A 16,416-nucleotide genomic window follows, 5' to 3' on the forward strand; every position below is an offset into this window, starting at 1 on the left:
CGATGCTCTCCCGGCCGCGATGATGCTCAGGCAAATGCACGGATAATCACGCCTTCGCTCTCCAGATGACGGCGAAGCGCGCGGGCAATACCGACAGCATCGGGCGTGTCGCCATGAACGCAGATCGAATCGATCCGGGTCTCGACCATCCGGCCGCCGATCGTCTCGATATATCCGCCACGCACCATCCGCATGGCCCGTCGCGCAATGTCCTCAGGGTCATGAAGTACCGCGCCCGGATGGCTGCGCGGCAGGAGATGACCATGCTCATCATAGGCCCTGTCGGCAAAGATTTCGCTATAGCACCGTCTTCTGCGCTCCCGGCACAGCCCGTCCAGAGCACTGTGCGCAATCGCCAGCACCGGCAGGCCCGGGCCGGCGCTCTCAATCCCGTCCAGAATGGCTGCCGCCACGTCATGCCGGGTCTCGGCCATGTTGGCCAACGCCCCATGCACCTTCACATACCGAACAGGAACACCGCACAGGCGGCCCATTCCCTGGGCCGCACCGACCTGGTAGGCCACCATATGCACAATCTCACGCTGCGAAAACGTCATGGTGCGGCGACCGAAACCCCACAGATCCGGGAACCCCGGATGCGCCCCGACAGCCACCTCCATGTCCCGCGCCAGGCCGAACGTCGTGGCCATGATCTGCGGATCGCCAGCATGAAAGCCACAGGCAACATTCGCTGACGAAACGACATCCAGCATGGCCGCATCATCCCCCAGCCGATAGGGTCCGAACCCCTCGCCCATGTCGGCATTCAAGTCGATGATTCGCCCGGCTCCCGCCTGTCGCGCGTCCGCCATCAACGCGGCCCCACCGCGCCCAGCGCCCGGGACAGGCCCGAGACAATGGCCCGCGCCCGTTCATAAATGGCCAATGCATCCTCCAGCGTCACGATTTCAAAGCGGATCGCCGTGCCGGGTCGCGCCTGCGCCAGAAGGCGCAGGTCGGGCTCGATCACGGTCGCGATCTTGGGGTAGCCGCCGCATGTGTTGGCATCCACCATCTGTACGATCGGCAGACCATTCGGCGGCACCTGGACCGTCCCTGGCACAATCCCGTGCGAGAACAGGCTGACAGACGTCTCGAAAGTCAGCGGCGTGCCTTCCAGCCGATAGCCCACCCTGTTGCACGTCCGGCTGACAAACCATGGATTACCGGTAAAGGCATCCCGCGCCGCATCGGTAAACCGGTCATATTCGGCGGCAGCCAGCACGCGCACGGTCAGCGTCGTATCGCTGCCCGCGGCAGGCCCGAGCGCATCGGGCGGCAGAACGCACCCCCAGCCTCCCGCCTCGCCCCAGCCCGGACCGGCAGCGGGCAACGTCGTCAGTCGGGTGCCCGTACCAACGGCACCACCACGCCAACCACCGAAACACCCCTTCAGGTCCGTCGCGCGCGCGCCCAGCACAAGCGGTACGTCAACCCCACCTTCAAGCGCCAGATAACGCCATACTCCACGAAGGGGTGCCTGCAAGGTCAGTTCCTGGCCCGGTTCGCCCACCATGCCCCACCAGGGTGGAAGTACCACATCATCCAGCAGGGCAGCGCCATGCGCGCCCGTTATCGCAAACGCCACCCGGCGCAGAAAACGTACACGAAAGGGAAAGAACGCGATCTCGAGCGCGGCCTGGCCGCCATCATTTCCGACCAGGGCGTTACCCAGCCGCAAAGCCAGCGGGTCCATCGCTCCCGCGCGGCTGACCCCCTCCGCCGCATAACCCCTCCGTCCCAGATCCTGAATGGTATTCAGCGGCCCATCGGTCAGGATCTCGCATGCAGGCATCATCGGCCGACACTCCTGAACGTCACGCGATCTCCCGGCCGCAGCAATGAGGGGCCATGTGGGCGATCCAGACTGAAGAGAACGGTTTCGGTCGTGCCGACGCCATACCATCCCGTGGGGGCCGTGCAAGGCATGATGCCAGCAAGACCTCCACCGATGACCACCGTCCCGACGGATACATTGTTACGCGGCCTGGCACGGCGCGGAATGTCCAATGCTCCAGGCAAGCCGGCCATATAGGGAAAGCCCGGCATCGCCCCGACGGCGACCACGAAATAGCGCGCTGCTTCATGCTGCGCGAAGATCTCGCTCGGCGTCAGGCCAGTCATCCGGCTGATATCCCGCAGATCCTCTTCCACGCCGACGCCATAGGCAATGGGAATCTCGATCTCCCGCATGGGCATGTCATCGACCTCGGCCGCCTCCCAGGCCGCAAGAAGAATATCGGACTGGTATCGATGCCCAATCCCGTCAGGATGAAAGAGCACAAGCAGATTATTCACGCCCGGCACCGTCTCCGCCACGCCTTCCTGCTCCGACAGAAGGCGCGACATCGCCCACAGGCGCTTCTGCGTGGCAAGATTGAACCCGCCACAGGCGGCATCGAACAGAAGCCCGTGGATACCTGCCAGGCTGACTCTGGGTACGGTCGTCAAGAATTGTCTCCGGAGCGCCCGACCCAATAACGGGCGGGAGCAAGAAAAACACCGATCGCACCAACCAGGATCACAGTCCCCATCAGCCACAAGCTCGTATCGAGACTGCCGCTGGACTGATACAGCCGACCGATCACGACGGGACTGGCAAAGCCTCCAATGAGCCCGATGGAGTTGATGAGCGCATACCCGGTCGGGCCGGAGCCGATCATGCCGGCCGGCATCGCCCAGAAGACGGCGTAGGCAGCATAGATCAGGACATTGCCCAGCATCGCCAGTCCGACGACCCACGCAGTGCTATGCAGGACGAAAGGCATCACCGCCAGGCAAGCGGCCCCCAGCATCAGCGGCAGCGCCACCGCCCCGGCCCGTCCTCCGCCCCTGTCGGTACGGCGCGCCCACACATACATGGCGAAGATCGTCATAAGATAGGAAAGGGCCCCGAGAAAGCCCACGGTTACACTGGAATGGATTCCGCTATTACGGATCATGCCCGGCAACCAGAACGATATCGTATCGATCCCGCAGATGATCGCAAAATATGGAATCGCCATCCAGTAGACCACCGGATCACGCAGGGCATGAAACAGGTCGCGGCCATGCGATACGACGGGCCCGGTCCGGCGCGACGGCGTATCGGGAAGATAGAAGAAGACGATAACACCGAGCAGGAGCGACGGCAGTCCTTCCAGGACGAACACCCATTGCCAGCCGGCCAGGCCCAGCATACCGTCACCCAGCGTCTGGATCGTGCCCGTAAGCGGCCCGACCAGAATGCCCGCGGCCGGGCTGCCCATCTGCTGAAGAGCCACGACCGATGCCAGTCGCTGCGGCGGATACCAGGCCGAAAGGTAATACAGAACGCACGGTGCGAAACCCGCCTGGAACACGCCCAGCAGGAAACGCAGCCCATGAAACTGCCACTGCGTCTGTACCGCAGCCATCGCAACCGAGACCAGACCCCATAATATCATGATGCCGGTAAACAGCCGCCGCTCTCCGACAACCGTACCCAGCATGCTGAACGGGATCTCGAACAGGATGTAGCCGATGAAGAAGATTCCGGCTGAAAGCCCATACCCCTCCACCGACATGCCTATGCTCCGCCGAATGGCATCCTGCACGTAGCCGATATTCTGGCGATCTATACAATCCAGCAGATAGGACAGGAACAGGATGAACAATATCCCCCCACCCGGACGCGCGCGCGCCTGGCCTTGCGATGGCACGATGCGGCGCCCCTAAGCTGTTTGGTAGAGCCTGCGCGGAAACGCGGTCAGGCGTTTCGGCCCTTTCGCCGTCACAAGAACCGTTTCACTGAACGCCAGTCCACGCGCGGACGTGTACATGTGAAACACCATATCCTCTTCGAGCAGCCACTCGGCATCCGGATGAAAGATCCGGGTAAAGTCGCTGGTGCGCTGGCTCGGCAGACAGTACAGACCCAGTGTATATCCAGTAATATTCGTATAATCAGTACGTAAGCCTGCTTCCAGAACCCCCTCACGCATGATCGCATCCACATCCCGCGCACACGCTCCGGGCCACATGGCCGCAATCTGCCGGTCCTGCAGCGCAACCAGGGAGGACGCGGTCGCCTGCTGCTCGGCAGTCGCCTCGCCGACCACGACCGAGCGCATGATCCGCGCGCTATAGCCGCGATATTTCGGGATCAGTTCGATATGGGCAATATCGCCATCTTCCAGGCAGGTATCATGCACGAAGCCATGCAGGAATCCCCACCCCTTTCCCGAGGTGATCGGCCCGACCTGGGTGTCATCCGCACCGTTCTCCATGAAAGCGGTCGCCGCAGCCTGTAGAATATCCCGCTCAGTCCCGCCCGGCCTGACAGCCGCGATCGCCTCTCCCAACGCGATATCGGCAATCGACGATGCCCGCGCAAGACAGGCGATTTCCTTGTCGGACTTGATCAGGCGCAGAGTGGAGATCAGCCGCCCCGTATCGCATACTTCAATACCGGCACCAAGCGCGGCCCGCAGCGCGCCCAGTCGTGCCGCCGTCATCGCCGGCGAGCCGAAATCCACGCCGACCCGATGCACACTCCCCAGAGCTGCCAGCCTGCCAGCCGTCAGCACAACGGGATCATGCCAGTCGAGAAAACCTGAAATATCACTGATCCAGCTTTTTTCCGCTGCCGGAGCCATATCCAATTCCCGCACGACCAGGAACGGGTCCGCATCTTTCGGCACGCAGCAGCAACGCCACAATGTCTCGGACACGCCGTAGCCCGAAAGCCACGCCATGGATTCGATTTCGTCGACGACCAGCGCATCCAGACCCTGCGCCGCCATCGCCCCACGAACCCGGCGGAGCCGCTCGACATACTCGTTCAGATCAAACATCGTCATCTCGTCCCTCGTCCCGGTCCTAGAGCGAATAATCCACTCTAAGGTAATAATATCCACCCTGAAATCCGATCTGCGCCGAGCGGATATCGTAAAGCTGCGCCCCCAGATACCGGCCATTGAAGGGAAGCATCGTCGCCTTCTTGTTGAACAGGTTGACGGCGCCGACGGAAATATTGAGCCGGTCGAGCGCACGATAGCTCACTTCCAGGTCCGTCTGCCATTTGGGCTTGGATATGAACTGCAGGAACTGGGTATTGGACTGGTAGTACGGCCCGGCATAATAGGTCAGATCGCCGGATGTCTGTCCCCAACGGATCTCGCGAAGATTGATCGTCCAGCGCTTGATGGTCCAATTGCCACCCATGATGATCTTGCTGCGTGGCGACTCCCTGGTCAGGAAGCTGACACCCTGCGCATTCAACAGCGGGTTACCAAGATGATCGGTCCCGATATGCCGGACAGTCGAACGGTTCAGGTCGATCGCCAGATTGAGATTGAGGCGTCCATATTGCCGCAGAGGCACCATGTAATCGGCCGTCAGATCCAGGCCCTGGGTGCGCGTGCTGGCCCCGTTCGTAAAATATTGTGCCGAGACATAAGCTGGATTGATCGAATCCGAGATCTGGAGTCCTGATTCCTTCAACGCCGCCAACGTCGAGGCCCCCTGGTAATTGTTACCATCCACGATACGATCACGGATATCCACCTGATAGACATCGACCGCAACATGGAAACGATCGACCGGTTCAGCCACGATACCACCGCTGACACTGGTCGAACGTTCCGGCTTCAGCGCGTTGGCACCCAGCATCTCGGCAGCCACGGAACTCGGGGCAATCTGGCCGGTCGCGGCGGTGGGAGAAACGGCCACATTGCTGTAATGCTCTTCAGCTAGAGAAGGCGCACGAAAACCATTGCTGATCGACGCCCTGAGCGCCCACCGGCGATTGAAATCATATCGCGCCGCAACCTTGCCGGTCTCGGTATCCTGCGTGTCGGAATAATGTTCATAGCGGCCGGCAAAATCGATATTCAGCTTCTTCGTGGGCTTCATGCTGACGTCGACATAGCCGGCATAGACATCTCGGTAGAAATCGCCCGAACTCGCCGGCGATATTCCAGGCAGGGACGACGTTCCGGATTTATAGTAGGAAGCCGCCTCTCCCGGATAGATGGTATAATTCTCCATCCTATGCTCCGCACCGAATGCCAGATTGAGCGGCATGTCGATCACCGGCACCTTGAATCGCCTGACGAAATCGACGTTATTCGCCCAAAGTGCCTGATTGTATCCGGAAATATGGAAGGTCGTCGGCGTCGCGCCCGTATCGGCGTACAGGTCCAGGTTGGCGGAATTGATCATGCCCATGCTGATCCGGTCGGCGCCATAGGTGGTGCTGACCTGCCAGTCGAATCCACCCACAACGCCTTTCAAGCCCAGCAGGACGGAATAGTCGTTCTCGTTGTTGGTCAGGGCGGGAGAAAACCCGTACGGATAATATGAAGGCAGGATCGTGGGCACGCGATAATATTGGTACCCCCGTCCGAAACGATGAGCATAGGTCGCATTCCCGAAGAACGTCACCGTTCCGGTCAGGGGCTTTTCCCAATTCATACCGAAATTCTCGCGCGTCTGCTCAGGCAGACCGAACGTCTCGAAATCAGCCCGACCAGTCCGGCTATCCACGCCCGAACGGTTCGTCGCATCCTGATGCTTGAAATCGAAACCCAGGTGAAGGTAGCCATCATTCCCCCACTTGAACCCGTAGTCGCCCATCACCGAGGCGTTCCAGCCGTCACCATGGTCATAGGCGCCAGTCATGCCCTGCACCGTGCCCTTATTCGCACCGGATTTGAGAATGATGTTGACGACGCCAGCCACCGCATCGGCACCATATTGCGCGGCCGCGCCATCACGCAGAATTTCGATATGATCGACCATACTCATCGGAATCATGTCGAGATCGACCGCAACCGATCCCTGCTCCGGACCACGGTCGGCCACGATATTGGCGCTGACGTGGCGCCGCTTGCCGTTCACCAGAACCAGCACCTGGTCCGGATTCAGCCCGCGCAGGCGCAGCGTGTTGGTCAGCGCAGCCGCGTCGCTATCGTATGATTGCGTCGTCACCGACGGGTTGAGCAGGCTCAACGCCATGCGCAGATCGCTCTGCCCCGTACCGCGCAGCGCGGCGCCCGTCACGACATCAACCGGTGCCAGACTCTGCCGCGCGGTCGCATTGCGCTGCCGCGTTCCGGTCACGATCACGGCTTCCGCGGGTTCGCGCTGCCGCATCGCCGATGGAGCGGTCACGGCATGAGGCGCGGGAGGCACCGCCTGCACATGCCGGACATGCGTGTCCTTTTCCTTCGTCGGGGCAGCGGTCTGCGCGAATGCCGGGTTTTGGGCAGCCAAAAGGACCGGCGTCGCACATGCCGCCAACAACATTTTTCTGAACGTCATTCCTGATGCTCCATGCGCCTTCCGATCACGCATTCGCTACGCCTGATGCAGCAACGGTCCGTAACCGTAATATATGCATTACATATCTATTTTAGACATAACAAGCGCACATTGTTCATTTTCCATTCGAATTTAATTAATATAATTTAATGTTGATATCGAAATGATAAGCCCAGAAAAACGTATATCGAATCGCATGACGGTCCCCGCGGCGCGCATTTCAGCGCCAGGCGCGGCTTGCATCTGAAAAATCTGCTAAAGACCGCAAACCGGTCTCCGACCGGTCATCCTGATGATCATCAAGGAAATTCAGCTATTGTCGCCGGCACAAGCCATGCCCTCTGCCGATCGGATCCTCGTCACAACTGGGCCCTCAGAGCCTGACCTGAAATGTGGGCTGGCGAGCGAGAGCGGCCCGGAACGGACCGCGCCCGGCGTGCGTTTTCGAACATCGGAGCACAGCGCAGGAAATGCGCGTCAGATCACCGCCGGCGCGCATTTTCGATCAGACCATCAAAGGCCGAAAGCCTGGGTCCTTACCATGCGGGCATAAAGCCCATCGGCCGCCATCAGGTCGGCATGGGTTCCGCATTCCATACCCTGCCCGTCAGCCAGCACCACGACCAGATCGGCCGAGCGCACGGTCGACAGCCGATGCGCCACAACGATGGTCGTCCGCCCCTGCCGCAACTGGCCCAGCGCCTCCTGCACCAGCGCCTCGCTCTCGCTGTCCAGGGCACTGGTCGCCTCGTCCAGCAACAGCACGCGCGGATCGCGCAACAGCGCCCGCGCCAGCGCCACCCGCTGGCGCTGCCCGCCCGACAGGCGCTGGCCGCCGGGGCCGACACGGGTGGCGAATCCCTCCGGCAGCGCATCGATAAACGGTTCCGCCGCCGCCGCCCGCGCTGCCGCCCGAATCTCGGCATCCGTCGCGCTCGGCCGCCCCACCCGGATATTGTCCGCCACCGACAGGTCGAACAGCAGCGTATCCTGACTGACATAGGCGATGGCATCGCGCAGATCGGCCAGCCGCACGGCGCGCAGATCCATCCCGTCCAGCACGATCCGCCCGCCACTGACGTCATGCAGGCGGGGTATCAGCGACAGCGCGGTCGATTTCCCCGCACCGGAGGGTCCGACCAGCGCAACCGTCAACCCCGGCCTGGCGTCGAAACTCAGCCCGTCCAGCCCGACCCGGCCATCGGGATAGACGAACGAAGCCGCCTCGAAGCGCAGATGGCCATTGCCCTCGGGCAGAGGCCGGGCATCGGGGGCTTCCACAATGTCGGCCGGCTCGTCGATCACGGCGAAGATCCGCTCCAGGCCGGCAAACCCTTCCTGCATCGCGGCATTCAGCGACCCCAGCGCCCGCAGCGGCCGCGAAGCCAGCAGCAGCGCCGCCACAAAGCCGGAGAAATCGCCCAGCGTCGCCCCACCCAGCGCCGCGCGCCAGCCGGCAAAGCCCAGCACGGCAGCCACCGCGGCCCCGCCCAGCACTTCCAGCACGGGGTCGACCCGCGCCCGTCCCCGGGCGATGCGCAGCAGCGCCGCATGCAACTGGTCGAACGCCTGATCGACCCGCTTCGTCTCAGCCTGCTCCAGACGATAGACGCGCACGGTGCGCGCCTGGGAAAAGCTCTCGGTCAGCAGGGCCGAGGTCTCGCCCATCCGTTCCTGCATGCCGCCCGAAGCCCGCCGCACCTTCTTGCCCAGCCGCTGGATCGGCACCGCCGCGATCGGATACAGCACCGCCGCGATCAGGCTCAGTTCCCAATCCATATAGAACATCGACACCACCAACCCCGCGACGGTGACGACATCGCCCAGCGAATTGACGACACGGATCATCGCCTCGCGGATCGAGACGGCATCGGTGGTAAAGCGGGCGGCAAGCTGCGCCGGCGCCTCGCGCTCGACCCGGGCGATATCGGCATGGAGCAGATGCGCGAACATCCGCTCCTGCAATCCCCGGATCACCACCAGCACCAGGTTCTGCACCGCGACGGTCTGGCCGTATTGCGACAGCGCCTTGGCGGCGGTGATCAGGATCACCAGCGCCGGCACCTGGTAGAGAATGCGCGGATCGTGGTCGGCGAACATGTCCAGCGCCCGCTGGATCACCAGCGGATACAGCCCGGTCAGCGACGCCATCAGGATGGTCAGCCCGATCACCGCCGCGATCCGTCCGCGATGGTGACGCACATCCTCGCGCCACACGCGCCGCAGCAGGTCCATGCCCCGCTCACGCGCATCGCCTCCCGCCGGCCGGGCCGGCGGAGTCATGGGCGGGGAAGTAGCCGGGGTCCGGGACGAGACGACGTTCATGCAGCCCTTTACCAAGCCATGAATGACAAAGAAAGCAACGCCGGTCCCGGCCCCGGGATCAGGCTGACCCTGCCGTCAACCGCTCCAGTTGCGCCAGGCACTCCCGCCGCCCGGCCCGGCACCCTCCGGCGTGCCACCAGGCGCGGACCTGCTCCAGCACCTGCCCCACACGCGGGCCGGGCACCATGCCGGCCTGCACCAGGTCCCGGCCCGCCAGCGGAAAGACCGGCCGCACGCGGGCCAGCAGATCGGTCCGCAGCGCATCCCACACGGGTGAGGCCCCCCCCAGCCGCTCCGCCTGGACCCGCCAGCTCCGTCCCACCAGGGCCGGAGCCGGCTCGTCGGCCAGCAGGCGACGGCGGTCGTCGTCCTCCATCGCCGGATCAGGCTCCGGTCCCGACCGGATCGCCGCCAGCACCGCCGTATCGGCCCGCGACAGGCGCAGGCGCCCGGCCAGTTCCTCCGGCGCCGCCCGCGCCAGCACAGCCAGGCGCAATACCGCGTCATCCGGCGCCCCGGTCCCGATCAGCCGCGCCAGCGCCGGCAGGTCGCACCCCTCCGGCAGCAGGCAGGCCAGCACACCGCATTCCGCCATCAGCGCCAGCGTCGCCACCACGGCAGGCCCGGTCAGGATGCGCCGCAACTCCGACCACACCCGCTCGGCCGAGAGCCGGGAGAGGCCGTCACGCCCCGCCACGATCGCCTCCATCGCCGCCGCATCCGGCGCGCCCCGCCCATAGCGGGCATGAAAGCGGAAGAAACGCAGAACGCGCAGCGCATCTTCGCGGATGCGCGCCGCCGCATCGCCGACAAACCGCACCCGGCCGGCGGCCAGATCCACCCGGCCGCCGAAATAATCATGCACCACCCCGTGCCGGTCGCAGGACATCGCATTGATCGTGAAATCCCGCCGGGCCGCGTCCTCTTCCCAGTCACCGGTCCAGGCCACCACGGCATGCCGCCCATCGGTCCGCTCGTCCCGACGCAGCGTGGTGATCTCGTAAGGCCGGCCGTCGATCACGGCGGTCACCGTGCCATGCGCCAGCCCGGTGGCCACGACCTTGATTCCAGCTTCGGTCAGGATCGCCTGCACACGCTCGGGCGGCTCGGGCGTGCCCATGTCGATATCAGCCACTGTCCGCCCGGCCAGCAGGTCGCGCACCACCCCGCCGACCAGCCGCGCCCCCGGCAGCAATTCCCACAGCCTTGCCAGCCCCTGCCGCGCATCCGGCGGCAATGCCGCCAGCCGGTCCGCCAGTTCGCCGCCCCGATTCAGCTCTCGCCCCCCGCCGGCAGGCACGAGAGTGGAAAAAAGACGTTCTGGCTCCACACACCCAGGCACGGCGTGCCGCGACAGGTGCCGGGAACCGCCAGGGCCGCCAGTTCGTAATAGACCGAACGGGCGATTCGCGCCTGGATCGGGTAAGCCCCGGCACCATCGCGCACATGCAGGTAGGGAACCGGGCCGGTGCCGCATTCCTCGCAGGGAACATCCCATTCGGCCACGATCGCATGGTCCGGCCCGGCACAGACCACCAGGTCCACATTCGTCCGAAAGGAAAGCACCTGCTCGCGCCCGCATCCGCTCCAATGCAGCTCCATCGCCACGAATGGCACGTCCTCGACCTCGATCGTGCCGCGTTCGGTCGGCGTCTGCAGCCAGTACGCCCCCTCGGCGTCCCGCGTCAGCACCGACGCGAACAGGCAGACCATCGGCTTGCGGCGGATCGGCGTGCCGCGATAAAGCCACGTCCCGTCCCGCTGTATCCTAAACGGCAACGCCCCGCATGACGCCGACGCGGAAGGAATGGCAGGGCGGGAGGAGCATTGGGCACCATCGAAAGCCGCGACGGCACGCCTGTTCAGATCGTCAGCCAACTGCATAACCCACGCCTGTTGAATCATCCGACCCCCGATATAGGGATCATCCCCGACTTGATGAAACCCCCAGACCTGTCAGATTGAGCGCATGACGATATCGGACGCCCTGCCCCCCGCCTCCGGCACCGCGCCGGGCCTGCCCCCCTTCTCGGCCCCGAACGCCACCGCCGACCTCGCGCAGGCCGAACGCCTGGGCAGTCTGCTGCAGGCAGCGCGGGCCGAAATCAGCCGCGTCATCCACGGCCAGCGCACGGTCATCGACCAGACTCTGACCAGCATCCTGGCCGGCGGCCACACGCTGCTGGTCGGCGCGCCGGGGCTGGGCAAGACCCTGCTGGTCACGACATTGGGAACGGTGCTGGGCCTGGACGCCCGGCGCGTGCAGTTCACCCCCGACCTGATGCCGTCCGACATCACCGGCAGCGAGATCCTGGATGAAGACGAACACGGCCGCCGCAGCTTCCGCTTCGTGCCCGGCCCCGTCTTCTGCCAGTTGCTGATGGCCGACGAAATCAACCGTGCCAGCCCCCGCACCCAGTCGGCCCTGCTGCAGGCCATGCAGGAACACCGGGTCGCCATCGCCGGCACCGACCACACATTACCCCTCCCGTTCCACGTCCTTGCCACCCAGAATCCCATCGAACAGGAAGGCACCTACCCACTCCCCGAGGCCCAGCTCGACCGTTTCATGCTCCAGATCCCCCTCGGTTTCCCCGATGAAGCCTCCGAGCGCGCGATGCTGCTGGCCACCACCGGCAGCCAGGACATCGTCCCACGTCCGGTCCTGACCGACCGCGACCTGATCGAGGCCCAGCGCCTGGTCCGCGCCCTGCCGGTCGGCGACCGGGTGGTGGACGCCATCGTGCGTCTGGTCCGCGCCGCCCGGCCGGAAACGACGCAGGACGCCACCATCCGCGACTCCGTGGCCTGGGGCCCCGGCCCCCGCGCCGCGCAGGCGCTCATGCTGGCCACCCGCGCCCGCGCCCTGCTCGACGGCCGCCTGTCGCCCAGCATCGACGACATTGCGGCCCTCGCCCAGCCGGTCCTGGCGCACCGCATGTCCCTGACCTTCACCGCCCGGGCCGAGAACCGGCGCCTGCCGGACCTGATCGACGGCCTGCTCCGCACGCTGGACTGAGCGTCGCGATGACGCGGCCCCCCTCCCTGCCCGGCCGCGCGGCCGCGTTCCTGCGCCGCGCGCTGGCACGTCATGTCCCGATGACGGATACGCCCGACGCCGGCATAACCCCAGCCGCCATTCCCCTGGCGGCGGCGGAAAACCTGGCCGCGCGCATGCCGTCGCTGATCCTGTCGGCCCAGCGCATCGCCGCCACCGTCGCGGCCGGCCATCATGGACGGCGCCAGGCCGGTCCGGGCGAGGATTTCTGGCAGTTCCGCCCCGCCCAGCCCGGCGAGCCGGTCACACGCATCGACTGGCGGCAATCCGCGCGCAGCAGCCGGGCCTATGTCCGCGAAACCGAAGCCGAAGCCGCGCAGACCGTCTGCCTGTGGTGCGATCCCAGCGCCTCGATGCGCTGGCATTCCGTCCCGGCACTGCCCCTGAAATCGGATTGCGCCATCCTGCTCACCCTCGCTCTGGGCGCGCTGCTGCTGCGCCAGGGCGAACGGGTACGCCTGCTCACGCCGGGCGAACCGGTCGATATCCCCCCAGGCGGACGGGCGGCGCTGGACCGGCTGGCCGTGGCCCTGATGCGGACCATGGCCCGTGACCCCGAAGACACCAGCCTGCCCCATCCGCAGCAGGTACCCAGGCATGCAAGGGTCGTCCTGATCGGTGACGGGCTATGCGGGCTGCCGGCCATGGCGGCGCTGCTGCGCGGCCTGACGGCGCGCCCGGCCCATGCCATGCTCCTGCTGGTCAACGACCCGGCCGAAGCCGAGCTGCCCTACGCGGGGCATGTCCGCTTTTCGGGCCTGGAAGGCGAGGACACGCTGACGCTCTCCGGCGTTGAACAGGTACGCGGCGCCTATCGCGAGGCCTATGCCCGCCATCAGGCCGACCTGGCCGAACTCTGCCGCGCCAACGGCCATCTCCTGGTCCGTCATGCGACCGACCACCGGCCGGAAGAAGCCCTGCTGGCCCTGCACGCCGCCCTGTCCGGGCGGGGAGAGCGCCCATGATCTTCCAGCTTCCCTGGCTGCTGGCCGCGCTGGCCATCCTGCCGGTGCTGTGGCTGCTGCTGCGCACCCTGCCCCCGCCGCCCCAGCGCCGTGCCTTCCCCGCCATCATGCTGCTGCGCGGTCTGCGGGCACGGGTCACGCAGGCCGCCACCGCCCCGCTCTGGCTGCTGCTGCTGCGCTGCGTGGCGCTCGCAGCGCTGATCGTCGGACTGGCCGGCCCGATCCTGCGTCAGGACAGGGCCGGCCAGTCCGCACCCGGCGGCCAGAGTGCCGAACAGATCATCGTCTTCGACAACGGCTGGGCCGCCGTGCCCGACTGGTCCCGCCGTCTGGCGGCCATCGACGCCATGCTGGACCGCGCAACGCATCCCGTCCGCCTGCTCACGACCGCGCCGGGCCCGGCCGGCGAAGCACCTGCCATCGGTGTGCCAACACCGCCATCCCTTCTGCGCGGCATGCTGGATTCCACCCGCCCCATGCCCTGGCCGACCGACCGTGCCGCCGCCGCCCGCGCACTGCGCGACCTGGCATCCAGCGGGTGGCACGGGCATGTGGCCTATGTCTCCGACGGGCTGGCCAGCGCCGACGACCCGGCCTTCGCCGCCGCGCTGACCGCACTCGGCCCCGTCCAGACCCTGATCGACCGCGATGCAACGATCGCGGTCCTGACACCCTCCCCCACCAACGGCGACCAGCAATTGCACGTCGCCGTCGATACCCTGCCCGCGCCCCATCCGCGTCAGTTGACGGTGCGCGCCGAGGCCACGGATGGCGGCGTGCTGTCGCTGGTGCCGGTGCCCGTCGCGGCCGGCGCACGGCAGGGATCGGCCAGCGTGGCATTGCCCGCCGAGTTGCGTAACCGGATCGGCCGACTGGTCCTGCGCGACATGCCCGGCCCGGCCGGCGTGCGCCTGCTGGACGAGGGCGATCGGCGCCGCCCGGTGGGGCTGATCGGCGTCGCCGGCACCGATACCCCGCTGGTGGGCACATTGTTCTATCTCCGCCGCGCCCTCTCTCCCACCGCCGAACTGCGCGAAGGCCCGGCGGCCACGCTGCTGAAACGTCCGCTCTCGATCCTGATCGCGCCGGACGGCGCGCTGGACAGCCCCGAAACCCGGCGCATCGTTACGGACTGGGTGCGCAAGGGCGGCATGCTGATCCGCTTCGCCGGCCCGCTGCTGAATGGCGGCCCGGACCACGACCCGACCGCCCCCGACACCCTTCCGGACTCGGGCGCCGCAGCCTCGCCGCTGGCCGACGCCCTGCTGCCCGTTCCACTGATGGACGGCGAACGCCAACTGGGTGGCGCGATGTCCTGGGGCAAACCGGAACATCTGGCCCCGTTCCCCGATGATTCGCCGTTCCACGGGCTGACGGTTCCCGCCGACGTCACCGTATCCCGCCAGGTACTGGCCCGTCCGGCAGCCGACCTGGCCACGCATAGCTGGGCCCGCCTGACCGACGGCACGCCGCTGGTCACCCACGCCGCGCTGGACACGGGCGAGGTGGTGCTGTTCCATGTCACCAGCACGGCGGAATGGTCCAACCTGCCGCTGTCGGGCCTGTTCGTCGACATGCTGCGCCGGCTGGCCGAACGCTCGGTCGGTGTCGACGCCCCGGCCGACCACAGCCTGCTGGCGCCATACATGACGCTGGATGCCGACGCCGCCCTGGGCCCGCCCCCGCCCGCCGCGCGGGCTCTCCCGGCCGATGCATTCGGCACCACGTCGGCCTCCGCCGCCCATCCGCCTGGCCTGTACGGCCCGCGCGCCAGCCGGCGGGCCCTGAATCTGGGCGACGCTATCGGGCCAATCGCCGCCCAGGGCACGATCGGGCACGAAGTCACGCTGGGCGGCCAGGCGCGCGACCGCGCGCTGGGCCCCTGGCTGGTCGCCGCGGCCCTGCTGCTGCTGACACTGGATGCGGTGCTGACATTATTGCTCAGGGCGGGCCGCCTGTCAGGCCGGCAGCCCGCCCTGATGGGCGCCATCCTGCTGGCCATCTCGTCCTCCTCCGCCCATGCCGATCCCCGCCCCGACGGTGTACCCGGCGCCGCACTGGAAACGAGGCTGGGCTACATCCTAACCGGCCATGCCGATATCGACGCCGTGTCGCGCGAAGGGCTGCAAGGCCTGTCGGATTACACCAACGCCAGAACCTCGGCCGTACTGGGCCACCCGGATGGGGTCGTGCCCGATCGCGACGACCTGTCCTACTATCCGATGCTCTATTGGCCGGTCGTGGCCGACACGACGATCGACCCCGCGCGCACGGCGGCGCTGAACGCCTATATGCGCCATGGCGGCATCCTGCTGATCGACAGCCAGGGCATCGATCCGGCCGCACCCGGCACCGATAATAGCTCCCAGGGGGCCGGCTTCGCCGCCCGGGCTCCCGGCACGGCCGCGGCGCTGCGGCGCATGACGAGGGGGCTGGACGTTCCTCCCCTTACCCGGCTGACCGACAAGCACGTGCTTGCCCACACATTCTACCTGCTGCACAGCTTTCCGGGCCGCTATGACGGGCTACCCGTCTGGGTGGCGCGCGAGGGCGACAGCGCGAATGACGGTGTCAGCCCGGTCATCATCGGATCCAGCGACTGGGCCCATGCCTGGGCCGTCGATGCTCAGGGCGACACGCCCTACGCCACGGTGCCCGACGGCAGCACCCAGCGCGTCACGGCCTACCGGTTCGGCGTCAATGCCGTGCTCTATGCCCTGACAGGCAATTACAAGGCGGATCAGGTCCATGTTCCCGCCCTGCTGCGGCGGCTGGGGGAATGAC

12 protein-coding genes are annotated in these 16,416 nt (G+C 66.1%); 3 read left to right on the forward strand and 9 right to left on the reverse strand.

Going from position 1 to position 16,416, the window contains the following annotated elements:
- Positions 1-26: 26 nt before the first annotated feature.
- The 9 genes from ACMAUO_RS15705 to ACMAUO_RS15745 all read right to left on the reverse strand — a co-directional run bounded on the left by ACMAUO_RS15705 (position 27) and on the right by ACMAUO_RS15745 (position 11,493).
- Positions 27-812 carry a LamB/YcsF family protein gene (locus ACMAUO_RS15705; protein ID WP_420357877.1) on the reverse strand — a complete coding sequence of 262 codons (786 nt, stop codon included), beginning with the start codon at positions 810-812 and terminating at the stop codon, positions 27-29.
- Positions 812-1,798, reverse strand: a complete 987-nt coding sequence (locus ACMAUO_RS15710; protein ID WP_420357878.1) for a 5-oxoprolinase subunit C family protein — start codon at positions 1,796-1,798, stop codon at positions 812-814. The genes ACMAUO_RS15705 and ACMAUO_RS15710 overlap by 1 nt, the downstream gene beginning before the upstream one ends.
- Positions 1,795-2,451 carry a 5-oxoprolinase subunit PxpB gene (gene pxpB, locus ACMAUO_RS15715; RefSeq protein ID WP_420357879.1) on the reverse strand — a complete coding sequence of 219 codons (657 nt, stop codon included), beginning with the start codon at positions 2,449-2,451 and terminating at the stop codon, positions 1,795-1,797. The genes ACMAUO_RS15710 and pxpB overlap by 4 nt, the downstream gene beginning before the upstream one ends.
- Complete coding sequence (locus ACMAUO_RS15720) at positions 2,448-3,680, reverse strand: MFS transporter (protein ID WP_420357880.1); 1,233 nt, start codon at positions 3,678-3,680, stop codon at positions 2,448-2,450. The genes pxpB and ACMAUO_RS15720 overlap by 4 nt, the downstream gene beginning before the upstream one ends.
- A 12-nt stretch (positions 3,681-3,692) precedes the next feature.
- Positions 3,693-4,877 (reverse strand): M24 family metallopeptidase, encoded by a 1,185-nt coding sequence (locus tag ACMAUO_RS15725; RefSeq protein WP_420357881.1) that lies wholly within the window; start codon positions 4,875-4,877, stop codon positions 3,693-3,695.
- Positions 4,840-7,284 (reverse strand): TonB-dependent receptor plug domain-containing protein, encoded by a 2,445-nt coding sequence (locus ACMAUO_RS15730; RefSeq protein ID WP_420357882.1) that lies wholly within the window; start codon positions 7,282-7,284, stop codon positions 4,840-4,842. The genes ACMAUO_RS15725 and ACMAUO_RS15730 overlap by 38 nt, the downstream gene beginning before the upstream one ends.
- Positions 7,285-7,797: 513 nt before the next feature.
- Positions 7,798-9,567, reverse strand: coding sequence for an ABC transporter ATP-binding protein (locus ACMAUO_RS15735; protein ID WP_420357884.1), 1,770 nt, complete (start codon positions 9,565-9,567; stop codon positions 7,798-7,800).
- A gap of 100 nt (positions 9,568-9,667) precedes the next feature.
- Positions 9,668-10,867: a CCA tRNA nucleotidyltransferase gene (locus ACMAUO_RS15740; RefSeq protein WP_420358292.1), complete on the reverse strand. Its 1,200-nt coding sequence runs from the start codon at positions 10,865-10,867 to the stop codon at positions 9,668-9,670.
- A 14-nt stretch (positions 10,868-10,881) separates the two neighbouring features.
- Positions 10,882-11,493 (reverse strand): DUF1285 domain-containing protein, encoded by a 612-nt coding sequence (locus tag ACMAUO_RS15745; RefSeq protein WP_420357885.1) that lies wholly within the window; start codon positions 11,491-11,493, stop codon positions 10,882-10,884.
- Positions 11,494-11,578: 85 nt separating this feature from the next.
- On the opposite strand from ACMAUO_RS15745, the gene ACMAUO_RS15750 reads away from it, so the two are divergent.
- From ACMAUO_RS15750 to ACMAUO_RS15760, 3 genes are read left to right on the forward strand one after another with little or no spacing between them, the layout of a single operon-like run.
- On the forward strand, positions 11,579-12,628 hold the full coding sequence (locus ACMAUO_RS15750) for an AAA family ATPase (protein WP_420357886.1): 1,050 nt from the start codon (positions 11,579-11,581) through the stop codon (positions 12,626-12,628).
- Between the two features lie 8 nt (positions 12,629-12,636).
- On the forward strand, positions 12,637-13,632 hold the full coding sequence (locus ACMAUO_RS15755; protein ID WP_420357887.1) for a DUF58 domain-containing protein: 996 nt from the start codon (positions 12,637-12,639) through the stop codon (positions 13,630-13,632).
- On the forward strand, positions 13,629-16,415 hold the full coding sequence (locus ACMAUO_RS15760) for a DUF4159 domain-containing protein (protein ID WP_420357888.1): 2,787 nt from the start codon (positions 13,629-13,631) through the stop codon (positions 16,413-16,415). Before ACMAUO_RS15755 ends, ACMAUO_RS15760 begins: the two co-directional genes overlap by 4 nt.
- Position 16,416 lies beyond the last annotated feature (1 nt).

The sequence above is a fragment of the Gluconacetobacter brunescens genome (assembly GCF_048695475.1).
GTDB lineage: Bacteria > Pseudomonadota > Alphaproteobacteria > Acetobacterales > Acetobacteraceae > Gluconacetobacter.